Genomic DNA, 23149 nt, shown 5'->3' on the forward strand with positions numbered 1-23149 from the left:
ACTGCCGTCTCATTGGATGGGATGCAAGAGGTAGTGTTCGCGATGGTCCAGACCGGACCGCCAGATGAACCGAGAGGAGCAGGTCGTGGGCAAAACCCTGGCCGAGAAGGTGTGGGACGCACATGTCGTCCGTAGCGCGGAGGGTGAACCCGACCTTCTCTACATCGATCTCCACCTCATCCATGAGGTGACCAGCCCCCAGGCCTTCGACGGGCTGCGTCTCGCCGGTCGTCAGGTCCGGCGCCCTGACCTCACCCTGGCGACCGAGGACCACAACGTCCCCACCCTGAACTGGGACCAGCCGATCGCCGACCCGGTGAGCCGCACGCAGGTCGAGACCCTGCGCAAGAACGCCGCCGAGTTCGGCGTGCGGCTGCACCCGCTGGGCGACATCGAGCAGGGCATCGTCCACGTCGTCGGACCGCAGCTGGGCCTGACCCAGCCCGGGATGACCATCGTGTGCGGCGACAGCCACACCTCGACCCACGGAGCCTTCGGCGCGATCGCCTTCGGCATCGGCACCTCCGAGGTCGAGCACGTGCTGGCCACGCAGACGTTGACCCAGGCCAAGCCCAAGACCATGGCCGTCACCATCAACGGCCACCTGCCCGAGGGCGTCACTGCCAAGGACATGGTGCTCACGCTGATCGCCCACACCGGCACCGGCGGCGGACAGGGCTACATCGTCGAGTACCGCGGCACCGCCATCGAGGAGCTCTCCATGGAGGGCCGCATGACGGTGTGCAACATGTCGATCGAGTGGGGCGCCAAGGCAGGCCTGATCGCTCCCGACCAGACCACCTTCGACTACATCGAGGGCAAGCCCGAGGCGCCCAAGGGTGCCGACTGGGACGCCGCGGTCGAGAACTGGCAGACGCTGGTGAGCGATCCCGACGCGGTCTTCGACAAGGAGATCGTGCTCGACGCCTCGACCATGACCCCGTTCGTCACCTGGGGGACCAACCCCGGCCAGGGCGTCCCGCTGGGTGCCACGGTGCCGCGGCCCGAGGACTTCGCCGACGCCGGCGACCAGCTCACCACCCGCAAGGCCCTGGAGTACATGGGTCTCGAGGCCGGCACCCCGATGCGCGAGATCAAGGTCGACACCGTCTTCGTCGGCTCCTGCACCAACGGGCGGATCGAGGACCTGCGGCTGGCCGCGTCCATCCTCGAGGGCCACCGGGTGGATCCCGACACCCGGCTGCTGGTCGTCCCCGGCTCGGTCCGGGTGCGCCTGCAGGCCGAGGCGGAAGGGCTGGACAAGATCTTCCTCGACGCCGGCGCGGAGTGGCGAGGCGCCGGGTGCTCGATGTGCCTGGGCATGAACCCCGACCAGCTGGCTCCGCAGGAGCGCAGCGCCTCGACGTCCAACCGCAACTTCGAGGGCCGACAGGGCAAGGGGGGCGCACCCACCTGGTCTCGGTCCCGGTCGCGGCGGCCACCGCCGTGCGCGGCACCCTGTCCTCGCCGTCCGACCTGGCGCCGGCGACGTCGACCTCGAGCAAGGAGCACTGACGTGGAGAAGTTCAGCACCCACACCGGCGTCGGCGTACCGCTGCGGCGCACCAACGTCGACACCGACCAGATCATCCCCGCCGTCTACCTCAAGCGCGTCACTCGTGACGGGTTCGAGGACGGCCTCTTCGCGGCCTGGCGCAACGACCCCGACTTCATCCTCAACCAGCCGGCGTACGCCGCCGGCTCGGTGCTGGTCGCGGGACCGGACTTCGGGACCGGATCCTCGCGCGAGCACGCCGTGTGGGCGCTGCAGAACTACGGCTTCAAGGCCGTTATCTCGCCCCGCTTCGCCGACATCTTCCGAGGCAACTCGGGCAAGGCCGGCCTGCTGGCCGCCCAAGTGGACGAGGCTGTCGTGGAGCGGCTGTGGCAGATCCTGGAGGCCACTCCCGGAGCCGAGGTCACCGTCGACCTGGAGTCCCGCACGGTGCGTGCCGGCGAGGGGGACGAGGCCGTGGTCGCGACCTTCGACATCGACGACTACACCCGCTGGCGGTTGCTCGAGGGACTCGACGACATCGGCATCACGTTGGGCTTCGAGGACGCCATCACCGCGTTCGAGTCGAGCCGGCCGAGCTGGAAACCCGCAACCCAGTAAGGAAAAACTTCCTCCCAACACGGCGCGGTGATTGTGGCAGGGGCCACAACTACTTAGCGTGAGCCGCAGATAGTCGAGCACGGGCTCGGCCGCCAGCTCATTGGAAGGGAAGCTAGTGAACAAGTCACAGCTCATCGATGCCCTCGCCGCACGCTACGAGGGCAATCGCAAGGCCGCGTCCCACGCTCTCGAGTCCGTCCTGGACACGATCACCCGCGAGGTGGCCAAGGGTGAGAAGGTCGCGATCACCGGTTTCGGTTCCTTTGAGAAGCGCATCCGAGACGCCCGGTGGGTCCGCAACCCCCAGACGGGCGAACGGATGAAGGCCAAGAAGAAGGCGGTGCCTGCCTTCAAGCCCGGGCAGGACCTGAAGAACATCGTCTCCGGCGCCAAGAAGCTGCCCAAGCTCGCTCCCGCCGTGGCCCTGGCGCCGGCCCGGGCCGCTGCCGCGGCTGCTACCTCGGTCGCGGGGTCCGCTGCCAAGAGGGCTGCCCCGGCCAAGGCCACCGCCAAGCAGGCCGCACCGGCCAAGAAGGCCACCCCCGCCAAGAAGACGGCGTCGAAGTCGACCGCGGCCACGAGCACGGCCGCCAAGAAGACGGCGGCCAAGAGCACGGCCGCGAAGAAGACGGCGGCCACGAGCACGGCCGCCAAGAAGACGGCGACCAAGAGCACGCCCGCCAAGAAGACCGCCGCCAAGAAGACGACGACCAAGAGCACGCCCGCCAAGAAGACCGCCGCCAAGAAGACGGCGGCCAAGAGCACGCCCGCCAAGAAGAGCGCCGCCAAGAGCACGCCCGCGAAGGTGGCGGCGAGCACGTCGGCGACCAGCAAGACCACGGCGCCGGCCAAGAAGGCGCCTGCCAAGAAGGCCGCCGCGAAGAAGGCCTAGCTCGGCAGTCTCCGCCTCGAGAGCAGACCCGCCCGGCTCACCGGGCGGGTCTGTCTGCGTCTGTGCCAGCCACGTGACCCATCACGCGTCGGGTGTGGGCGCCCACGCCCAGGACCATCACCCTGCCCAGGTCCGCAGCCTCGTCGACGTCCTGGCACAGCCCGTCGGCTGCTCCGACCAGCTCGACCGCGCCCGCTGCCTCGTGCAGACGACGTGAGTCGGGACCGAAGTGCGGTGCGAACGCCTCGTGCGGGGCGGTGTAGAGGGTGGTGCCGCGGCCGCCGCGATCAGCCACGAAGGCCGGACCCTGCGGCGCCGAGCCCAGTACTGCCGAGAGGTTCTCCGGATCCAGCGCGGGCAGGTCGGCGCAGAGCACCGCGGGACGCAGGTCGGGCCAGCGCCGGGCAGCCTCCGCCTCGGCCTGGACGAGACTGGCGTTGAGGTCGCCCGAGACCCCGTCCGGGAGCACGTGGCAACCACTCGCGCCCAGGCTGGCCGCGAGCGCGGAGTCGTCGGTGACCACCAGCACAGCGGAGACCAACGGGGCCGCCAGGGCCGCCTCGACCGTGTCCCGGGCGAAGGCTTCGGCGAGATCGCGCCGGAGCCCGTCGGGAAGGCCCGTGAGGCGGGACTTGCCGACCCGGGGTGGTTTCACCGGCACCAGGACGACGAAGCGAGAGGAAGACATCGAGTCGATCCTCCCATCGCCCCCGGTCTCGAAGCGAGTAACCTCGTCCCATCCTCGGGCTCGTTGGTCGCCTGCCCTCCGGCACCGTGGGTGGGAGGTGGGGCGAAGCGTGCGTGGTGGTACGTCGCGGCGGAACTGGGGATGGGGCTTCCTCGTGGGCAACGCGATCCTGCGCCCCGGACTGCTCCTCCTCACCAGCCAGACCTGGCGCGGTGGCGAGCGGATTCCCAGCACCGGCGGCTGCATCCTCGCCATCAACCACGTCTCCCATGCTGACCCTGTGGTCACCGCGGAGTTCGTGATGGCACACGGTCGGCTGCCGCGCTACCTGGCCAAGTCCAACCTCTTCCAGGTCAACCGGTTCGTGTCCTGGGTCCTCAACTCTGCCGGGCAGATCCCCGTCGAGCGCCTGACGCCGGACGCCGTCGGTGCCTACGACGCAGCGGTGCAGGCGGTGGCCGCGGGGGAGTGCCTGGTGGTGTATCCCGAGGGCACGCTGACCCGGGACCCCGACCTGTGGCCCATGCGTGGCAAGTCCGGTGCCGCCCGGGTCGCCCTGGCCACCGGCGCCCCGGTCATCCCCGCGGCCCAGTGGGGGGCCCAGCAGCTGCTCCCGCCGTACTCGAAGCGGCTGCGCCTGTGGCACCGCACGCGGGTGACCATGTCCGTGGGCGAGCCTGTGGACCTGTCCGACCTGGTGGGCCAGGAGCCGACCCCAGCCGTGGTCGCTGAGATGACTGACAGGATCATGGCCGCGATCGTCGCCCTGCTGGAAGAGTTGCGGGGCGAGCGGGCTCCCGCTGAGAGGTTCGACCCCCGAAAGGCCGGGGTCAGGGCCATCGGGAACCCCCGAGGGAAGCCAGACCAGAAGCGCCGTCGAAGGAAGAGGGACAAGAACTGATGAGCAAGGTCGCAGTCCTCAGTGCCGGGTCGTGGGGCACCGCCTTCTCCATCGTGCTGGCCGACGCCGGGAACGAGGTGGTCCTCTGGGCGCGGCGTGAGGAGCTGGCCTCCGCGATCCGCACCAAGCACGAGAACCTCGACTACCTGCCCGGCATCGAGCTCCCGGAGTCGGTGACGGCCACCAGCGACGCCGCCGAGGCACTGGAGGGAGCCGAGGTCGTCGTGTTCGCCACGCCGTCGCAGACCTTCCGGGAGAACCTCACCAGCTGGGCGCCGCTGATCCCGCCCGACGCGGTGATGGTCAGCCTGATGAAGGGCGTCGAGCTGGGGACCCTGAAGAGGATGAGCGAGGTCATCGCCGAGGTCACCGGCGCGGGCCCCGAGCGCATCGCCGTGGTCAGCGGCCCCAACCTGGCCAAGGAGATCGCGATGCGCGAGCCCGCTGCCTCCGTCGTGGCGTGCGCGGACGCCGAGGTCGCCAAGCATCTCCAGCACCTGTGCCACTCTCCGGCATTCCGGCCCTACACCTCCGTCGACGTGCTCGGCTGCGAGCTCGGAGGGGCGTACAAGAACGTGGTGGGCCTGGTCGTCGGCATGGCGGTGGGACTGGGCTTCGGTGACAACACCACGGCCTCCCTGATCACCCGCGGCCTGGCCGAGACCGCGCGCCTGGCCTCCGCCTTGGGCGCCAACCCGCTGACCCTGATGGGCCTGGCGGGGCTGGGTGACCTGGTCGCCACCTGCTCCTCGCCGCTGTCACGCAACCGCTCGTTCGGCGAGAAGCTCGGACAGGGCATGACGGTGGCGGAGATCCTGGCGTCGACCCGCCAGGTGGCCGAGGGTGCGAAGTCCTGCTCCTCGCTGCGTGCCCTGGCCCAGCAGCACGGGGTGGACGCACCGATCGCCTCACACGTCGACGACGTGGTCGCCGGCCGGATCACGGCCATGGACATGATGAACGCCTTCATCATGCGCGACACCAAGGCCGAGACCGACTAGCCGTCTTCCTTGGTCATCGCCCGGCGAGGGCATGCCGAATGCCGCATCTGGCACCTGCGGGCGTGACATCGGGCCGCTAGTAGGCTCTACCTTTACGAATGTGTGCTTCTCGATGAGCGCCGATCTGACCGCCGGCGTGGCCCTGCTGCCCGTCGCTGTGGTCTCCCTGCGCGAGGTCCGCACGGCCCGGGAGCTGCCGTTCGCGTCGCTGCCGTTGCTCTTCGCTCTCCACCAGCTGACCGAGGCCCTCGTCTGGCACGGCGCGTCCGACTACGTCTCGGCCGGTGTCCAGCACGCCGCCGCGCTGATCTACGTCCTCTTCGCCTACCCGGTCCTCCCGGTCCTGGTGCCGCTCGCCGTGCTGCTGCTCGAGCCTCACGGGAGGCGCCAGCGGGTGGCGCCGTTCGTCCTGCTCGGCGCGGTGGTCTCGGCGTACCTGCTCTGGGCGGTGCTCGACGGCCCGCTCGTGGTCAGGGAGGAGCCGCACGCACTTGTCTACGGCGTCGGCCTGACGTACGGGACGATGTGGGCCGTGCTCTACGTCGTGGCGGTGATCGGCCCGTCGGTGCTGTCGGGCTATCCCTCGATCGTCGCCTTCGGGCTGCTCAACCTCGTCGGGCTCACGGTCGTCGCCATCGTCTACGTCGAGGCGTTCGCGTCGCTGTGGTGCGTCTACGCGGCGCTGATCTCCACGCTGGTCACCGTGCACATGGTGCTGCGCCGCCGGCTGTCCGACCTCCACCGCCTCGAGGGTCAGGCCCTGGCACCTGCCTGAGCACACGCCCGGGGCCCCGGCCAGCTGTCGTCGCAGGACCTCGACCAACGTGCCTGGACATCACGGCTAGACGACCAGGTCGTCCAGGGCCCCCCGGAGGTCGTCCCACAGGTCCTCGACGTCCTCGATGCCGACCGACATCCGCACCAGGGCGTCGGGGATCGTCGCCGGCTCCGACTTCCATCGGCGACGGCGCTCGAAGCTCGACTCCACCCCGCCCAGAGACGTGGCGTGCACCCACAGGCTCGTCTTGCGGGTCAGCAGGTCAGCGGCCAGGGGGCCCTGGGCGAGCACCACCGAGACGATGCCGCCGAAGCCGGGGTAGCGGACCTCTGAGATCGCCGGGTGCTCGCGCAGCCTGGCCACCAGCTCCTGGGCGTTGGCCTGCGCGCGCTCGACCCGGAGGTGCAGGGTGCGGAGACCGCGCAGCGTCAGCCAGGCCTCGAACGGGCCCGGCACGGCCCCGACGAGGTCGCGGCGACCCTTCAGCACGGCGTACAGCTCGTCGTCGCGTGTCACCACGGCGCCCATCAGCACGTCGCTGTGGCCCGCGAGGTACTTGGTGGCCGAGTGCACCACCAGGTCGACCTCGTCCTCGAGCGGCGTCTGCAGCAGGGGCGTGGCGAAGGTGTTGTCCACGACCACGTACGCCCCGGCCTCGTGGGCGGCTCGGGTGATCGTCGCGATGTCGGCGATCTCCAGGGCCGGGTTGGTCGGCGACTCCAGCCAGACCAGCGCCGCCCCGTCGCAGGCGGCCGTCACCGCGGCTGTGTCGGTGATGTCGACCAGCTCGCAGGTCAGTCGTCCCCGGGCCTCGAGGTCGGCCAGCTGCATCACGGTGCCGTTGTAGGCGTGCCGGGGGGCGACCACCTTGGCGCCGGTGCCGACCAGGTCCAGCACGCAGGCCACCGCGGCCAGACCCGAGGCGAAGGTCAGGCAGCGGCCGCCCTCCAGGGCGCCCAAGGCGTCCTCCAGTGCGGTCCAGGTCGGGTTGCCGTACCGCCCGTACTCCACGTCCCCACCCGCGACGTACGTCGCGGCCATGGTGATGGGGGTGTTGAGCGGCGCGTCCGGCTCGTGCGCGGGGCGGCCCACGGTCACCGCGAGGGTGCTGGGGCGGAGCGCGGAGCCTCGTGCCGTGGCCGGGTGGGCGGACGGGACGGGGGGCGTGACGGGGGTCTCGGCAGGGACGTCGGATGACATGCCCACGAGCCTAGGCCGCTAAGGTCTGGCCCGATGAGTGAGCCCACGCCAAGCCAGCCGCCACGTGACCCGTCACGCAAGCCTCGAGTCGCCGTCGTTTTCGGCGGGCGCTCCTCCGAGCACGCCATCTCCTGCATCACCGCGGGCGCGGTGATGGACGTCATCGACCCGGAGAAGTACGAGGTGGTCCCGGTCGGGATCGCCAGGGACGGGCGCTGGGTGCTGGAGTCCGACGAGACCGCCCGGCTGCGGATGACGGCTGCCGGTGAGCTGCCGAGCGTGGACGGCAACCGGGCCGCACTGGCGCTGCTGCGCGAGGAGGCGCACGCCGACCTGGTGGTCACCGAGGCGCCGGCTCAACCGCGCAGCCTGGGCGAGGTCGACGTCGTCTTCCCGCTGCTGCACGGCCCCTGGGGCGAGGACGGCACCATCCAGGGGATGTTCGAGATGGCCGGCGTGCGCTATGTCGGCGCCGGGGTGCTGGCCTCGGCGGTCAGCATGGACAAGGCCTACATGAAGGTCGTGCTCCAGGCCGCGGGCCTGCCGGTCCTGCCGGGCGTGGTGATCACCCGCCGACGCTGGGAGAACGACGCGCAGGCGTGCCGCGACGAGGTCGCCGCGCTGGGCTTCCCGGTGTTCTGCAAGCCGGCCCGGGGCGGGTCGAGCATCGGCATCAGCAAGGTCTCCGACCTGGCGGGCCTGGACGCTGCCATCGTCGCCGCCCAGGAGCACGACCCCAAGGTGCTGGTGGAGTCGGCGGCCATCGGTGCCCGCGAGGTCGAGTGCGGGGTCCTGGAGTCCCTGGACGGCAGCCTGGAGACCTCGGTGCCGGCGGAGATCCACGTCGGCGGCGAGCACGAGTTCTACGACTTCGCCGCCAAGTACCTGCCCGGCCAGCACACCGAGGTCGACGTACCGGCGGACCTGCCCGCCGACGTCACCGCACGGCTCCGGAAGCTGGCAGCCCAGGCCTTCGAGGCCGTCTCCGCCGAGGGCCTGGCCCGCGTGGACTTCTTCGTGATGCCCGACCACTCGCTCGTGGTCAACGAGCTCAACACGATGCCGGGGTTCACCCCGACCTCGATGTACCCGCAGATGTGGGCCGCCACCGGGCTGGGCTACGCCGAGCTGGTCGACCGCCTGATCGCCCTGGCGCTGCAGCGCGGTACCGGGCTGCGCTGACAGCCCGGTCAGCACCCGACCTCACGTCCGGGGACGTGGCGCGGGGGTCAGGCGCAGGGGTCGACCTCTTCGGTGTGGTCGCGGACCGCGGTCGCGAGCTGGGCCATCGCGGCGGCGGGACCGGCCGGCCGGTACGTCGCCGGCAGCGTGACCGAGACCATGGGTCGGTGTCCGACGGTGGTCATGGTCACCGCCGAGGACTGGTCGTCGACCTCGTCGTCGGGGATGAACCACCCGATCCCGTCGGTCTCCACGCAGCTGGCGAACTCGTCGAAGGAGTCGGGGGTGGCCACGCCGCAGACCAGGACGATCGCCGGGTCGCCCCAGGCGGCGCCACGTTCCTCCTGCTCGACGTCGCGACGCTCCTGGTCCACCAGCGTCTCGGGGAGGTCGTCGACCAGGCCGCGGCAGGCCCGCGCGTCAGCCGCGCCCAGCTCGGGGCCGTTGGCCGAGATGCTCGTGCAGCCTGTGACCAGGGCCGCCATCAGCGCCAGGGCTGCTGCCGGGCGCCCGCGCCGCGCCCGCCAGGCAGCCCCGGACGCGACGACGCCCCGGGACCGCGAGGTCCCGGGGCGTCCGCGCAGAGTCGAACCCACCTCAGATGTGCACGACCGGGCAGGTCAGCGTGCGCGTGATGCCCTCGAGGTTCTGCACCTTGGAGACCACCAGCTTGCCCAGCTCATCGACGTTGCGGGCCTCGGCGCGCACGATCACGTCGTAGGGACCGGTGACGTCCTCGGCCAGGGTGACGCCCTTGACCTGGGCGATGGCCGCAGCCACCTCGGCAGCCTTGCCGACGTCGGTCTGGATCAGGATGTAGGCCTGGACGACCATCAGGGGCTCCTAGGGGTGGGAGAAACGGAACGGAGAGGGGGCCGAAAAAGTTCTGGTGATGTCTGCGTCAACCTACATGGCCGCGTCCGCGCGCCGGAAGGCTGGCCGGTGCTCCCGCGGAGGCCCTCGATCTGGTGGGATGGCCCCATGCCGCTGCCCCTGGACGCGACCCTGGCCGATACCGGCGAGTTCGGCCTCATCTCCTCCATCGTGGAGCTGTTCCCCAGGGCGAGCACGTGCTCGTGGGCCCCGGGGACGACGCGGCGGTGCTGCGGGTGCGTCACGGCCACGTGGTGGTGTCCACCGACATGATGGTCGAGGGCCGGCACTTCCGTCGGGAGTGGGCGTCCGCGGAGGACGTGGGACACCGCGCCGCAGCGCAGAACCTCTCCGACATCAACGCCATGGGGGGACGTGCCCACTCCCTCACGGTCGGCCTCGCCGCCCCTGCGGACCTGCCGGCGGCCTGGGCGCTGGACTTCGCCCGGGGATTCGCCGAGGAGTGCGCGCTGGTCGGCGCCAGCGTCGTCGGCGGGGACGTCACCCGGGCCGAGGAGGTGGTGATCGCGGTGACCGTCATCGGCTCGTGCACCCAGTCCCCGGTGCTGCGCTCGGGCGCCGCGCCCGGTGACGTGCTGGCCCTGCGCGGGCGACAGGGATGGGCCGCCGGTGGGCTGGCGGTCCTCGGGCGGGGCTTCCGCTCGCCCCGGGTGCTGGTGGAGGCCTACCGACGCCCCGAGCCGCCGTACGACGCCGGGCGGGAGGCCGCCGAGGCCGGTGCCACCTCGATGATCGACGTCTCCGACGGGCTGGTCGCCGACGCGGGCCACCTGGCGCACGGCTCCGGCGTCCGGGTCGACCTGCGCAGCGACGCCTTCGCGATCGCCGAGCCTCTGCAGGCCGTGGGCGCCGCGCTGGGCGCGGACCCGATCCAGTTCATCCTGGGCGGGGGAGACGACCACCCGCTGCTGGCCACGTTCGCCGACACCGCCTCGGTGCCGGCCGAGTGGCTGGTGGTGGGCGAGGTGCTCGAGGGTGAGGGGGTCACCGTCGACGGAGCCGCGTACGACGGACCCGCCGGCTGGGTGCACTTCTGAGCGTGCGGCACCGTTCCGCACACCGCGATTTCATCCTCCCCGTCCGGTCAGATACTCTTCTTCGGTTGCTCCCCGGCCTCTCGTGAGGCCGGTGAGGACATCGACTCAACCAAAACGAACTGATCGGAGTGCACGGTGGCTGCCGTCTGCGACATCTGCGCCAAGAAGCCGGGCTTCGGCAACAACCGTCCGTGGTCGCGCAAGATCACGAAGCGCCGGTTCAACCCCAACATCCAGCGCGTCCGCGCCACGATCAACGGCACGCCGAAGCGTGTGAACGTGTGCACCGGGTGCCTCAAGGCCGGCAAGGTCTCGCGCTGAGCTGAACTGCCCAGCCGACCCCGTGGACTCCGTCCACGGGGTCTTCTGCGTCCCGGTGGTGCCGATCGTTCCGGCGTCGGCGGTCCGCCCACTAACCTGTCCCCTCACGACGGTGCCTCCGCCAGGCCGGCGGCGTCGACGACGCGGTGACGAACAGGAGTCGGCATGGAGCAGGTGCCCCAGGGGATCTCGTTGGACACCGTGCTGCGCTTCGTCGACATCGCCACCGACGCGCTGAGCAGTGCCCGCGAGGAGATCGACGCCCTGAACGTCTACCCGGTGCCCGACGGCGACACCGGCACCAACATGTTCCTCACCTTCTCGGCGGCCCGCGACGCGATCCGCGAGGCCGCGATGGCCGGTGCGGACCTGGGCGCGGCGCTGGCGGCGTTCCGGCACGCCGCGCTGCTGGGGGCCCGGGGCAACTCCGGGGTGATCCTGAGCCAGATGCTGGGCGCCATGTCCGTGCGCATCGAGCGGGCAGCGGCAAGCGAGTCCTACGCGCTGGTGATGGCCGACGCGCTGCGGGTCGCCACCGATGCCAGCTATGCCGCCGTGGGGCAACCGGTGGAGGGCACGATCCTCACCGTGGCCCGGGCCGCCAGCGACGCCGCCCAGCACGTGGTGGCCACCGGCAAGGACCTGCGAGCGCGGGATATCTTCTCCGCCGCCGCGGCGGCGGCCCGGGCAGCGCTCGCCCGGACTCCGCAGCAGCTGAAGGTGCTGGCCGACGCCGGGGTGGTCGACGCCGGCGGACGGGGACTGAGCGTCGTGCTGGACGCGGCCGACACGGTCCTCACCGGACGGATCCCCGTGACCGCGTCTGCTCGGATCGGACTGCCGAGGATCCCGATGCCGGTTCCGGACGGCGACCTGACGCCGGACGGGCCGGCGTACGAGGTGATGTACCTGCTGGAGGCGGACGAGCCGGCTGTGGCCACGCTCCGCAAGACCCTGGCTCCCCTGGGTGACTCGCTCGTGGTCGTCGGGGGAGAGGGGCTGTGGAACGTGCACGTGCACGTGCACGACGTGGGCGCCGCCATCGAGGCGGGCCTCGACGCGGGGCGCCCCTACCGAGTGCGGGTCACCCACTTCGCCGAGCAGGTCGTCGAGGCCCGACGCCGACGCTCCGACCGGACCGGCAGGCGCATCGTGGCGGTCGCCGCGGGCACGGGACTGGCCGAGCTCTTCCGCAGCGCCGGCGCCGTGGTGGTCGAGGCGGGGCCGGGACGGCGCCCGTCCACCGGACAGATCCTGGAGGCCATCGAGTCCAGCGGTGGCGCCGAGATCATCCTGCTCCCCAACGACCCGGACTCGGTGCGCGTCGCGGAGATCGCGGCGCGGACCGCGGAGGAGTCCGGCGCCGCCCGGGTGGCGATCATCCCGACGCACGCCCAGGTCCAGGGCCTGGCGGCGCTCGCCGTGCACGAGCCGGGACGCTCCTTCGACTCCGACGTGCTCGAGATGACGGCCACGGCCCGGCACGCCCGCCACGGTGCGATCACGGTCGCTGCCCGCCGGGCCATCACCATGGCCGGACCCTGCGAGCCCGGCGACGTGCTCGGGGTGATCGAGGGCGACTTCGCCGTCGTCGGCGAGGAGCAGTACGGCGTGGCCACCTCGGTGCTGGACCGCCTCCTCGGCGCCGGCGGCGAGCTGGCCACCATCGTGGCCGGGCGCGAGGAAGGCGCCCGGGACCTGGCCGCCAGGTGCGCGGAGTTCCTGGAGCGGGCCCACCCCCACGTGGACGTGGTCGTCTACGACGGCGGACAGGAGCGCTATCCGCTCCTGATGTGCGTGGAGTAGGGCCCATGGTCGCCATCACCCCCGAGTCACCGATCGCCAGCGTCTTCGGCAAGTCGGTGAAGAAGCGCAAGCTCGTCGCCGAAGGCCTCGGCCTGGAGACCGTCGGCGACCTGCTGTGGCACTTCCCCCGGCGCTACGTCCCCACCGCCGAGCTCAGTGAGGTGGACGAGCCCCGCGAGGGCGAGATGCTCAGCGTGGTGGGACTCATCACCTCCAGCCAGGTGAAGTCGTTCGTGAACCGTCGTACCAACAAGATGAGCCACCGGGTGGAGGTCCGGGTCCGGACCGGGGGTCCCGACTTCACCCTCACCTTCTTCACCCCCTACAAGGCGATGGCCGAGAGCGAGCAGGCCCGCATGCCGGTCGGGGCCCGTGGCATGTTCACCGGCAAGGTGACGATGTTCAACCGCTCGTGGCAGCTCTCCGGGCCGCACGCGGTGATCTTCGGCAGCGGGGGAGACGGGTCGGAGGAGTCCCAGGGCGCCGATGCCGCGCTGGCGGCCAGCCTGAAGGGCCTGCTGCCGATCTACCCGGTCACCGCGGGCCTCTACTCATGGGACCTGCAGAAGACCGTGCACGTGGCGCTGGACCTGGTGACCGGGGTCCCCGACCTCTTGGGCGAGGACCTGCGCGAGCGCTACGGGCTGCTGGACCAGATGACGGCCCTGCGGTGGATCCACGGGCCCGACGACCACCGCCAGCTGGGCGCGGCGCAGAAGCGCTTCCGGTTCTCCGAGGCGCTGGTCCTCCAGCTCGTGCTGGCCCGACGACGTGCCGTGCTGCGGGCCCAGGGGGCGCAGTCCCGGGCCGGCGGGCACGGCCGGATCCTGGAGGCCTTCGACGCCCGGCTGCCCTTCGAGCTCACCGCTGGTCAGCGCGAGATCGGGAAGGTCATCGAGGACGAGCTCGCGCAGCCGCACCCGATGAACCGGCTGCTCCAGGGCGAGGTGGGCTCGGGCAAGACGATGGTGGCCCTGCGGGCGATGCTGCGTGTGGTGGACTCCGGGGGACAGGCGGTGCTGCTGGCACCGACGGAGGTGCTGGCCCAGCAGCACCTGCGCAGCATCACCGCCACGATGGGCGACCTGGCCGGCGGCGGCATGCTCGGCGGGGCCGAGCACGCTACCGGGGTCGCCATCCTGACCGGCTCCATGTCGCGCAGCGCTCGGGCCGAGGCGATGCTGCGGATCGCCAGCGGCGAGGCCGGCATCGTGGTCGGAACCCACGCGCTGCTGGAGGACAACGTCACCTTCGCCGACCTGGGGCTGGTGGTCGTGGACGAGCAGCACCGCTTCGGCGTGGAGCAGCGCGCCGCCCTGACCAGCAAGGCGGGGACGCCGCCGCACGTGCTGGTGATGACCGCCACGCCCATCCCGCGCACCGTGGCGATGACGGTCTTCGGAGACCTCGAGGTCTCGGTGCTGCGGGAGCTGCCCGCCGGACGGGCCCCGATCCAGACCAACGTGGTGCCCCTGGTGGACCAGCCCCACTGGGTCGACCGAGTCTGGCAGCGGGTCGCGGAGGAGGTGGCCGCAGGCCACCAGGCCTACGTGGTGTGCCCGCGGATCAGCGGCGACGTCGCGGAGCAGGGCGAGACCGACCAGCTCGAGCTGGACGCGGACGGACAGGTGGTCGCCCCGAAGCGCCGGCTCGCCGCGGTCGAGGAGGTGGCCGAGCACCTGCGCACGGGTCCCCTGGCAGGTCTGCGGATCGCGATGCTGCACGGTCGGATGACCCCGGAGGACAAGGAGGCGACCATGAGGGCCTTCGCCGCAGGCCAGCTGGACGTCCTGGTCTCCACCACCGTGATCGAGGTGGGAGTGGACGTCGCCAACGCCACGGCGATGGTGCTGCTGGACGCCGATCGCTTCGGTGTCTCCCAGCTGCACCAGCTGCGCGGCCGCGTCGGGCGGGGTGGCCTGCCCGGGCTGTGCCTGCTCGTCAGTCACGCCGAGGCGGGGAGCGAGGCCCGGATGCGTCTGGACGCCGTGGCAGCCACCACGGACGGCTTCGAGCTCAGTCGCGTGGACCTGGAGCAGCGTCGCGAGGGCGACGTGCTGGGCGCCAGCCAGAGCGGCTTCCGCTCCAGCCTGGAGAACCTCAGGGTGCTCCGCGACGAGAAGACGATCATCGCCGCCCGCAAGGCGGCGGAGGCGCTGCTCGCCGAGGACCCGTCCCTGGCCACCTGGCCCCGGCTGGCGGAGGCCGTGGACCGGATGCAGGCGAGCACCGAGTCCGAGTTCATGGAGAAGGCATGACGAGGATCATCGGCGGCACCGCCGGGGGCCGGCGGCTGGCCACGCCACGCGGCTCGGCCACCCGGCCCACCAGCGACCGGGTGCGGGAGGCGCTCTTCTCCGCGATCGAGGCCTGGTGCGGCGCCCTGGAGGGACTGCGCGTGCTGGACCTCTACTCCGGCTCGGGGGCGGTGGGCCTGGAGGCCTGGTCCCGTGGTGCCGGGGTGGTCACCATGGTCGAGCAGGACCGGCGTACCGCCGCGCTGATCTCGGAGAACGCCCGCACCCTGGGGTTCGCCAAGGCGCAGGTGCGCGCCGCCTCCGTGGCCGCGGTGCTGCGGGGCGTCCCGTCGGCTCCCTACGACGTGGTCTACCTGGACCCGCCCTACCCGCTGCCGAACGAGGCCGTGGAGGACGACCTCGCCGCCCTGGTCGCCCAGGGATGGCTGGTGCCCGACGGCCTGGTCGTGGTGGAGCGCTCGGCCCGCACCAAGCCGCTGGTATGGCCGGCGGGCCTGGTCTACGACCGGGAGCGTCGCTACGGCGAGACGGTGCTTTGGTACGGTCACGCCGGCGGCGCCGACCCCGGGGCCGCACCCCCAGCCGAGGAGGAGCAGTGACGTTGCACCGCGCCGTGTGCCCCGGCTCGTTCGACCCGGTCACCAACGGTCACCTCGACATCGTCGGACGTGCCTCCAAGATCTTCGACGAGGTCGTGGTCGCCGTCGGGGTGAACCAGTCCAAGAACAGGCTCTTCGATGCCGAGGAGCGCATCTCGATGCTCCGTGAGGCCTGCGAGGAGTTCCCCAACGTCCGGGTGGACGGCTTCACCGGACTGCTGACCGACTTCTGCAGGAGCAACGACATCCAGGCCATCGTCAAGGGTCTGCGCGCCGTCAGCGACTTCGACTACGAGCTCCAGATGGCCCAGATGAACGCCAGCCTGGCACCGATCGAGACGGTCTTCGTGCCGACCAGCCCCGAGTACTCCTTCCTGGCCTCGAGCCTGGTCAAGGAGGTGGCCACCTACGGCGGCGACGTCTCCGCGCTGGTCCCAGGATTCGTGCTGGAGCGCCTGACCGCGCGCCTGGCCGAGCGAGCGGCGGCACCGGCATGAGCATCCGTTTTGCTCGCCGAGCGTGCGGCCGGTTAAGATCTGCAAGTTCTGTTGCACCTGAACTGAGAGTGGACCACTGAGCAGCCTGGACCCGAGAGCGCCGCTCGTGCTCGACACGCGCGAGCTCGGCCGCCGCCCGGGGTCCCAACGTGAAGTGGTCCGTTCTGTTCCGGCGCCGGCAGAGCTTGGCATCGAAGTGCTCCGTGTCCCCGAGGGGTCCCAGGTCGAGCTTGACCTGAGGCTCGAGGCGGTCATGGAGGGCGTGTTGGTCACGGGAACGGCGGAAGCCGAGCTCGAAGGTGAATGCGTGCGGTGCCTGGAGAAGATCGAGGACGAGCTCCTCGTGAACTTCCAGGAGCTGTTCGTCTACGCCGACGTCAAACACGACCAGTCCGACGAGGAACTGGACGACGAGGTCAGCAAGCTCGAGGGAGACCTGCTCGACCTCGAGCCCCTGTTGCGGGAAGCGGTGGTGCTTGCACTGCCGTTCCAGCCGCTGTGCCAGGACGACTGTCCCGGGTTGTGCGTCGAGTGTGGCGCCCGGCTCGCGGATGACCCCGACCATGGGCACGACGCTGCGATCGACCCGCGCTGGGCGGGCCTCACGGCCCTACAGCAGGACGAGGACTGACCCGGTCGGGCCCCCGACCGGCACGAGAGCAAGTGGCCGAAATGGCCCAGGCATGAGGAGATCACAGTGGCTGTCCCCAAGCGGAAGATGTCGCGCAGCAACACGCGCCACCGTCGCTCGCAGTGGAAGGCCGTCGCGCCTGCCCTGGTGACCTGCGCCAACCCGGCGTGCGGTGCCAAGCACCTCCCGCACCGCGCCTGCGGTGCGTGCGGTCAGTACGGCGCGCGCGCCGACCGCCGCCAGGTCCTCTGACCCAGGTCCTGGTTCTGAGCACGGAGCGGTTGCGCACAGCACTCGGCGATCCAGTCCTGGATCCCGAGCTGCTGGAGCGCGCCCTCACTCACCGGTCCTACGCCTACGAGAACGGTGGCCTGCCCACCAACGAGCGGCTGGAGTTCCTCGGGGACTCGGTGCTCGGCGTCGTGGTGACCGAGACGCTCTACACCACCCATCCCGACCTCTCCGAGGGTCGGCTGGCCAAGCTGAGGGCTGCCGTCGTCAACGCGCGGGCCCTGGCCGAGGTGGCCCGCACCGTCGAGCTCGGCCAGCACATCAAGCTGGGCCGCGGCGAGGAGTCGACGGGCGGTCGCAACAAGGCCTCGATCCTGTCCGACACCGTGGAGGCCGTGATCGGGGCGATCCACCTCTCCGGGGGCTTCGAGGTCTCGGCCCAGGTCGTGCACCGGCTCTTCGACCCGCTCATGGAGGCGGCTGCCGCCATGGGTGCCGGACTCGACTGGAAGACCTCCCTGCAGGAGCTCGCGGCCGAGCACGCCCTCGGCGTGCCCGACTACGTCCTCCAGGACGACGGGCCCGACCACCTCAAGACCTTCACCGCTCAGGTGCGGGTCGGGGACGGGCTCTACGGCCACGGCACGGGCCGGTCGAAGAAGGAGGCCGAGCAGGCCGCCGCCGAGACGGCGTACGGCGAGATCCTCGCCGCGCGGGCCGCGAGGGTGAACGGCACGTCCCCCGACGGGACCGGCGACAGGGCCTGACGGCGTGCCTGAGCTGCCGGAGGTCGAAGTCGTCCGGCGGGGCCTGGAGCGACATGTCGTGGGGACCTCGCTGACCGGGGTGGAGGTCCTCCACCCACGGCCGCTCCGGCGCGACCCGCTGGGGCCGTCCGGCTTCGCCGAGGCGATGACCGGCCGTACGGTCACCGCGGTACGACGTCGGGGCAAGTACTTCTGGCTGGTCCTCGACGACGTGGACGCGCTGCTGGGTCACCTGGGCATGAGCGGCCAGATGCTCGTCCAGCCGGCCGACGCCCCTGACGAGCGGCACCTGCGGGTGCGGTTCACGCTGTCCACCGGGGCGGAGCTGCGCTTCGTGGACCAACGCATGTTCGGCGGACTGATGACCTCCCCGGGCGGGGCGGTGCTGCCGTCGGTCATCTCCCACATCGGCCGCGACCCCCTGGACCCGGAGTTCGACGCCGAGGCCGTGGGCCGTCGGATGCGTCAGCGGCCCGGGGCGGTGAAGCGCCAGCTGCTGGACCAGGACCTGGTCTCGGGAGTCGGCAACATCTACGCCGACGAGGCGCTGTGGCGGGCGCGGCTGCACGGGGAACGGCCCGGGAACCGGCTCACCCGGGGGCAGGCCCTCGGCGTGCTCGCCCAGGCCCAGGCGGTCATGCTGGCGGCCCTGGAGCAGGGGGGCACGTCCTTCGACTCCCTCTACGTCAACGTCAACGGCGAGTCCGGCTACTTCGACCGCAGCCTGCACGCCTATGGGCGCGAGGGCCAGGCCTGCGAGCGGTGCGGCGCCCCGATCCGGCGGGTGGCGTTCATGAACCGGTCGTCGTACTTCTGCCCGGTCTGTCAGGTCCCGCCGCGGCGGCGCCGGGTGGCAGCGGTGTGAAGTTGACCCAGCGAGGCCGACGGTGGGACTCTGGGAGACGGCTCGAAACAGGGCCTAAAGACCCCACATCTTTTCCCGAAAGGCTCCCGATGGCCAAGGCACTTCTGGGACATCTCAGCACCGACGTGCGCGGCGGCAATGCCCGCCTCCAGGGGGAGAACGCCCGTCTGAGGATGCGCGTGAGCGAGCTCGAGGCGCTGGTGCTGCGGCTCCAGCAGGAGAACGACCGGCTCACCGACCTCCAGGCGGCGACCCTGCTCGACGACGAGTCGCTCCAGGACATGCTTCACGCCTGACGCCGTACCCCGGTGAGCGACCGTCCCTGCGGGTAGGGTGAGCCGCGCTGGGCGTCCCGAGGCGGCGTCCCCGAGGATCTTGCGTCCAGCGCGCCGTACGTCCTCTCACCCCGGGAGCCCGAGCCTTGTACCTGAAGAGCCTGACCCTGAAGGGGTTCAAGTCCTTCGCGTCGGCCACGACGCTCCAGCTGGAACCGGGCATCACGTGCATCGTGGGACCCAACGGGTCCGGCAAGTCCAACGTCGTCGACGCCCTGGCCTGGGTGATGGGCGAGCAGGGCGCGAAGTCCCTGCGCGGGGGCAAGATGGAGGACGTCATCTTCGCCGGGACCTCCGGCCGGCCCCCGCTGGGCCGGGCCGAGGTGGTCCTCACCATCGACAACACCGACGGCGCGCTGCCCATCGACTACGCCGAGGTCACCATCAGCCGGACCATGTTCCGCAACGGCGGCTCCGAGTACGCCATCAACGGCAGCTCGTGCCGACTGCTGGACGTCCAGGACCTGCTCTCGGACTCGGGCATCGGCCGCGAGATGCACGTGATCGTCGGGCAGGGGCAGCTCGACTCGATCCTGCACGCCACGCCGGAGGACCGGCGCGGCTTCATCGAGGAGGCCGCGGGGGTCCTGAAGCACCGCAAGCGCAAGGAGAAGGCGCTGCGCAAGCTCGACTCCACCGAGGGCAACCTCACCCGGCTCAACGACCTGCTGAGCGAGATCCGGCGTCAGCTCAAGCCGCTGGGCCGGCAGGCTGAGGTGGCCCGCAGGGCCGCCACCGTCCAGGCCGACGTCCGCGACGCCCGTGCGCGTCTGGTCGCCGACGACCTGGTCACCGCCCGCTCGGCCCTGGAGCAGGAGATGGCCGACGAGTCGGTCCTCGTGGAGCGCCGCGAGCAGGTGGAGGCCGCCCTGGCCTCGGCCCGGGAGTCCGAGGGTCGTCTGGAGGCCGCGCTGCGCGAGGACCTGCCGGCGCTCGCCGCGGCCCAGGAGTCCTGGTTCGCGCTGTCGGGTCTGCGGGAGCGGCTGCGCGGCACCCAGTCACTGGCAGCCGAACGAGTGCGCAACGCCCAGGCGACCTCCCAGGAGTCCGTGGAGTCCGGGCGCGACCCCGAGCAGCTCGAGGCCCAGGCAGCCCGGGCCCGGGAGTCCGAGCGGGAGATCGGTGCCGAGGTCGACGCCCTGCGTACCGCCCTGGAGGTCGCCGTCACCGGCCGTCGTACCGCCGAGGACGCCGCCACCGAGGAGGACCGCCGGGTGGCCGCGCTCGAGCGGGCGGCCGCCGACCGCCGCGAGGGCCTGGCCCGGCTGCACGGCCAGGTCAACGCCCTGAGGTCCCGAGCCGCCGCGGCTGACGAGGAGCTCGGACGCCTCGACGCCGCGCGTCAGGAGGCTCGGGCCCGGGCCGAGCGGGCACAGCACGACTTCACCGCGCTGGAGACCAAGGTGGCGGGACTAGACGCGGGGGAGGAGGGCCTCGATGCCGAGCACGAGGCGGCGGTCGACGCGTTCGACGACGTCGAGGAGCGGCTGGCGACGCTGCGGGAGCGTGCCACCGCCGCGGACCGGGAACGGGCGGGCCTGATCGCCCGCAAGGACGCCCTGGAGCTCGGTCTCAACCGCAAGGACGGCGGCGGCGCTCTGCTCGCCGCCAGCGAGCACGTCTCAGGCGTCCTGGGGTCGGTCGCCGCGCTGCTCACGGTGCAGCCCGGGCACGAGGCCGCGGTCGCGGCTGCCCTCGGCTCGGCCGCGGACGCCGTGGCCGTCTCCGGGCCCGCGGCCGCCGTCGAGGCCATCGCCCACCTCAAGGACGCCGACCTGGGACGCGCCGTGATGCTCCTCGGTGGCGGCCCGGCATCCGAGGAGGAATGGCCCGACCTGCCCGACGGCGCGCGGTACGCCGTCGAGGTCGTGACCTGCCCGCCCGAGCTCGACACCGCGGTCCGGGGGCTCCTGCACAAGACCGCGTTGGTCGACGATCTCGACGCCGCCAGCGCCCTGGTCGCCGCCGTGCCTGAGGTCACCGCGGTGACCAGGTCCGGGGACCTGCTGGGCAGCCACCGTGCCTCCGGCGGCTCCTCGAGCCAGCCCAGCCTGCTCGAGGTGCAGGCGGCCTACGACGACGCCGCGACCAGCCTGGCCGCGGCCACCGCGGAGACCGAGCGGCTGGGCTTCGAGGCCTCGCGCCTCGACGCCGAGCGGCTCGAGGCGCTCAAGCGGGTCGACGTCGCGCTGGCCAAGCTGCACGAGTCGGACGCGACGCTGGCCGCCGTGGCCGAGGAGCTGGGCCAGTACGGCTCCCTGGTGCGGTCCGCCCGCGGCGAGGCCGAGCGCCTGGAGCGGGCCATCGAGACCGCGACACAGGCGCGCGAGAAGGACCTGGCCGGTCTCGCCGAGCTGGAGGGACGCCTGGCCCGCGCCGAGGAGGCGCCTGCGGAGGAGCCCGACGTGTCCGCGCGGGAGCGGCTGGTCGAGGCCGCCCGGGCGGCGCGCCAGGAGGAGATGGACGCCAGGCTCGCGCTGCGCACGGCCGAGGAGCGAGCCCGGGCGATCCACGGCCGCGCCGATGCCCTGCTGCGCACCGCCCAGGCGGAGCGCGACAGCCGGGCCAAGGCGCGGGCGCGCCGGGAGCGGGTGCTGGCCGAGGGCCGGGCGGCCGAGGCCGTGGGGGCGGCCGTCGCCGTCGTCCTGCACCGCCTGGAGGGCTCGGTCAACCAGGCGGCGGAGGAGCGGGCAGAGATCGAGCGGGCGCGGCACGGCCGGGAGCAGGAGCTGCTGACGGTCCGGGCCACGCTGCGCGACCTGGGCCGCGAGCTCGAGGAGCTGGTCAGCTCGGTGCACCGGGACGAGATGGCGCGCACCCAGCAACGGATGCGGATCGAGCAGCTGGAGGAGCGGGCGCTGGAGGAGCTCGGCCTGGCCGCCGAGGCGCTGGTCGCCGAGTACGGCCCGCACAACCCGGTCCCCTTTTCCGGGGAGGTCGCCGAGGGGGAGGAGCGGCCCGAGCCGGCGCCGTTCGTCCGTGAGGAGCAGCAGAAGCGGCTGCGGTCCGCGGAGCGTGCCCTGAGCATGCTCGGCCGGGTCAACCCACTGGCCCTGGAGGAGTTCTCCGCCATGGAGGAGCGCCACAAGTTCCTCACCGAGCAGCTGGAGGACCTCAGGAGCACACGCAAGGACCTCCTCGACATCGTCCGGGAGGTGGATGCGCGGGTGGAGCAGGTCTTCACCGAGGCCTACGCCGATGTCACCAAAGCGTTCGACTCGACCTTCGCCCGGCTGTTCCCCGGGGGCGAGGGGAGGCTGGTCCTCACCAACCCCGGCGACATGCTCTCCACCGGTGTCGAGGTCGAGGCGCGTCCACCCGGCAAGAAGGTGAAGCGGCTCTCGCTCCTCTCCGGCGGCGAGCGCTCGCTGGTGGCGGTCGCCTTCCTGGTCGCCCTGTTCAAGGCCCGTCCCTCGCCGTTCTACATCCTCGACGAGGTGGAGGCTGCCTTGGACGACACCAACCTCGGGCGCCTGCTGCAGATCTACGAGGAGCTGCGCGAGACCTCGCAGCTGCTGGTCATCACCCACCAGAAGCGGACGATGGAGGTAGGCGATGCCCTCTACGGCGTCACCATGCGCGGGGACGGGGTCTCGGCCGTGATCAGCCAACGGCTGCGCGAGGAGGTCGCCCGACCGGCGCCCGCCCGAGTGGGCACGCCATGAGCGCGCGACCCGCACCCCCGACCCGCCGGGACTACGTCGCGTGGCGCACCGTCACCACCCGGTGGCGCGACGACGACGCCTATGGCCACCTCAACAACGCGACGTACTACGAGCTCTTCGACACCGCGGTCAACGCGCACCTGTTCGAGGCCAGCGGCACCAACGTTCGGCTCCTGCCCCAGATCGGGGTGGTGGCCGAGACCAGCTGCCGCTACTTCCGCGAGCTCGGCTTCCCCGAGCCCATCGAGACGGGGCTGGTGGTCGACAAGGTCGGCACGTCCTCGATCGTCTACCGGATCGGGCTCTTCCAGGGCCCGGGCGACCAGGCCGCCGCCGAGGGGCGCTTCGTGCACGTGTACGTCGACAACGCCCAGGGGGCGGGCAACCGGCCGGTGGTGCCGGTGCCCCAGGTCATCCGGGAGGCTGTGCTCCCGCTGCTGCGCCCCGCGGAGTGACCTCGGGAGCAGGCGGCTCGTAGATCCTGC

23 protein-coding genes and 1 pseudogene are annotated in these 23149 nt (G+C 71.7%); 20 read left to right on the top strand and 4 right to left on the bottom strand.

The window, feature by feature from the left end:
- Positions 1 to 85 precede the first annotated feature (85 nt).
- The 3 genes and pseudogenes from leuC (at position 86) to C0R66_RS06540 (ending at position 3008) form a co-directional block, all read left to right on the top strand.
- Positions 86 to 1515 (top strand): annotated as a pseudogene (leuC, locus tag C0R66_RS06530) (3-isopropylmalate dehydratase large subunit).
- Between the two features lies 1 nt (position 1516).
- The gene (gene leuD, locus C0R66_RS06535; RefSeq protein WP_101524019.1) at positions 1517 to 2116 is read left to right on the top strand and encodes a 3-isopropylmalate dehydratase small subunit; all 600 of its coding nucleotides are present in this window, start codon (positions 1517 to 1519) and stop codon (positions 2114 to 2116) included.
- A 115-nt stretch (positions 2117 to 2231) separates the two neighbouring features.
- Positions 2232 to 3008 (top strand): HU family DNA-binding protein, encoded by a 777-nt coding sequence (locus C0R66_RS06540; protein ID WP_101524020.1) that lies wholly within the window; start codon positions 2232 to 2234, stop codon positions 3006 to 3008.
- Between the two features lie 37 nt (positions 3009 to 3045).
- On the opposite strand, the gene cofC is transcribed toward C0R66_RS06540, so the two are convergent.
- Positions 3046 to 3696 carry a 2-phospho-L-lactate guanylyltransferase gene (gene cofC / locus C0R66_RS06545; protein WP_101524021.1) on the bottom strand — a complete coding sequence of 217 codons (651 nt, stop codon included), beginning with the start codon at positions 3694 to 3696 and terminating at the stop codon, positions 3046 to 3048.
- 154 nt (positions 3697 to 3850) lie between these two features.
- On the opposite strand from cofC, the gene C0R66_RS06550 reads away from it, so the two are divergent.
- The 3 genes from C0R66_RS06550 (at position 3851) to C0R66_RS06560 (ending at position 6373) form a co-directional block, all read left to right on the top strand.
- The gene (locus C0R66_RS06550) at positions 3851 to 4597 is read left to right on the top strand and encodes a lysophospholipid acyltransferase family protein (protein WP_240311625.1); all 747 of its coding nucleotides are present in this window, start codon (positions 3851 to 3853) and stop codon (positions 4595 to 4597) included.
- Positions 4597 to 5598, top strand: coding sequence for an NAD(P)H-dependent glycerol-3-phosphate dehydrogenase (locus C0R66_RS06555; RefSeq protein ID WP_101524023.1), 1002 nt, complete (start codon positions 4597 to 4599; stop codon positions 5596 to 5598). Before C0R66_RS06550 ends, C0R66_RS06555 begins: the two co-directional genes overlap by 1 nt.
- 112 nt (positions 5599 to 5710) lie before the next feature.
- Entirely contained in the window at positions 5711 to 6373 is a 663-nt protein-coding gene (locus tag C0R66_RS06560) for a DUF6629 family protein (protein WP_199286841.1), read from the top strand.
- Between the two features lie 66 nt (positions 6374 to 6439).
- On the opposite strand, the gene C0R66_RS06565 is transcribed toward C0R66_RS06560, so the two are convergent.
- Positions 6440 to 7576, bottom strand: a complete 1137-nt coding sequence (locus C0R66_RS06565; protein WP_101524025.1) for a trans-sulfuration enzyme family protein — start codon at positions 7574 to 7576, stop codon at positions 6440 to 6442.
- 33 nt (positions 7577 to 7609) lie between these two features.
- Here C0R66_RS06565 and C0R66_RS06570 point away from each other — a divergent pair, with 33 nt between their 5' ends.
- A complete protein-coding gene (locus C0R66_RS06570; protein WP_101524026.1) occupies positions 7610 to 8758 on the top strand; it encodes a D-alanine--D-alanine ligase family protein in 1149 nt (382 codons plus the stop codon).
- A gap of 47 nt (positions 8759 to 8805) precedes the next feature.
- On the opposite strand, the gene C0R66_RS06575 is transcribed toward C0R66_RS06570, so the two are convergent.
- Together C0R66_RS06575 and C0R66_RS06580 are read right to left on the bottom strand one after the other, a co-directional pair.
- Positions 8806 to 9354, bottom strand: coding sequence for a DUF3515 domain-containing protein (locus C0R66_RS06575; RefSeq protein WP_158647930.1), 549 nt, complete (start codon positions 9352 to 9354; stop codon positions 8806 to 8808).
- A gap of 1 nt (position 9355) precedes the next feature.
- Positions 9356 to 9592, bottom strand: coding sequence for an Lrp/AsnC ligand binding domain-containing protein (locus C0R66_RS06580; protein WP_011756725.1), 237 nt, complete (start codon positions 9590 to 9592; stop codon positions 9356 to 9358).
- Between the two features lie 236 nt (positions 9593 to 9828).
- Between C0R66_RS06580 and C0R66_RS06585 the strand changes: the two genes are divergently transcribed.
- The 13 genes from C0R66_RS06585 to C0R66_RS06645 all read left to right on the top strand — a co-directional run bounded on the left by C0R66_RS06585 (position 9829) and on the right by C0R66_RS06645 (position 23119).
- Entirely contained in the window at positions 9829 to 10689 is an 861-nt protein-coding gene (locus C0R66_RS06585) for a thiamine-phosphate kinase (protein WP_338418216.1), read from the top strand.
- A 135-nt stretch (positions 10690 to 10824) separates the two neighbouring features.
- Positions 10825 to 11010 (top strand): 50S ribosomal protein L28, encoded by a 186-nt coding sequence (gene rpmB, locus C0R66_RS06590; RefSeq protein WP_101524028.1) that lies wholly within the window; start codon positions 10825 to 10827, stop codon positions 11008 to 11010.
- 165 nt (positions 11011 to 11175) lie between these two features.
- Positions 11176 to 12816 (top strand): DAK2 domain-containing protein, encoded by a 1641-nt coding sequence (locus tag C0R66_RS06595; RefSeq protein WP_101524029.1) that lies wholly within the window; start codon positions 11176 to 11178, stop codon positions 12814 to 12816.
- 5 nt (positions 12817 to 12821) lie between these two features.
- A complete protein-coding gene (locus tag C0R66_RS06600; protein WP_101524030.1) occupies positions 12822 to 15074 on the top strand; it encodes an ATP-dependent DNA helicase RecG in 2253 nt (750 codons plus the stop codon).
- Positions 15071 to 15673 (top strand): 16S rRNA (guanine(966)-N(2))-methyltransferase RsmD, encoded by a 603-nt coding sequence (gene rsmD / locus C0R66_RS06605; protein ID WP_101524031.1) that lies wholly within the window; start codon positions 15071 to 15073, stop codon positions 15671 to 15673. Before C0R66_RS06600 ends, rsmD begins: the two co-directional genes overlap by 4 nt.
- Positions 15674 to 15675: 2 nt before the next feature.
- A complete protein-coding gene (gene coaD, locus C0R66_RS06610) occupies positions 15676 to 16170 on the top strand; it encodes a pantetheine-phosphate adenylyltransferase (RefSeq protein ID WP_101526088.1) in 495 nt (164 codons plus the stop codon).
- Positions 16171 to 16276: 106 nt separating this feature from the next.
- Positions 16277 to 16801 (top strand): YceD family protein, encoded by a 525-nt coding sequence (locus C0R66_RS06615; RefSeq protein ID WP_240181823.1) that lies wholly within the window; start codon positions 16277 to 16279, stop codon positions 16799 to 16801.
- 66 nt (positions 16802 to 16867) lie between these two features.
- On the top strand, positions 16868 to 17053 hold the full coding sequence (gene rpmF / locus C0R66_RS06620; RefSeq protein ID WP_101524033.1) for a 50S ribosomal protein L32: 186 nt from the start codon (positions 16868 to 16870) through the stop codon (positions 17051 to 17053).
- A 29-nt stretch (positions 17054 to 17082) separates the two neighbouring features.
- Positions 17083 to 17799 (top strand): ribonuclease III, encoded by a 717-nt coding sequence (gene rnc, locus C0R66_RS06625; protein WP_241901600.1) that lies wholly within the window; start codon positions 17083 to 17085, stop codon positions 17797 to 17799.
- 4 nt (positions 17800 to 17803) lie between these two features.
- Positions 17804 to 18664, top strand: a complete 861-nt coding sequence (mutM, locus tag C0R66_RS06630) for a bifunctional DNA-formamidopyrimidine glycosylase/DNA-(apurinic or apyrimidinic site) lyase (protein WP_101524035.1) — start codon at positions 17804 to 17806, stop codon at positions 18662 to 18664.
- Between the two features lie 89 nt (positions 18665 to 18753).
- The gene (locus tag C0R66_RS06635; RefSeq protein ID WP_101524036.1) at positions 18754 to 18960 is read left to right on the top strand and encodes a hypothetical protein; all 207 of its coding nucleotides are present in this window, start codon (positions 18754 to 18756) and stop codon (positions 18958 to 18960) included.
- Positions 18961 to 19085: 125 nt separating this feature from the next.
- On the top strand, positions 19086 to 22664 hold the full coding sequence (gene smc / locus C0R66_RS06640) for a chromosome segregation protein SMC (RefSeq protein WP_101524037.1): 3579 nt from the start codon (positions 19086 to 19088) through the stop codon (positions 22662 to 22664).
- Entirely contained in the window at positions 22661 to 23119 is a 459-nt protein-coding gene (locus C0R66_RS06645) for an acyl-CoA thioesterase (RefSeq protein ID WP_101524038.1), read from the top strand. Before smc ends, C0R66_RS06645 begins: the two co-directional genes overlap by 4 nt.
- The last annotated feature ends 30 nt before the right edge of the window (positions 23120 to 23149 follow it).

The sequence above is a fragment of the Nocardioides houyundeii genome, from assembly GCF_002865585.1.
Classification (GTDB): Bacteria; Actinomycetota; Actinomycetes; order Propionibacteriales; family Nocardioidaceae; genus Nocardioides; species Nocardioides houyundeii.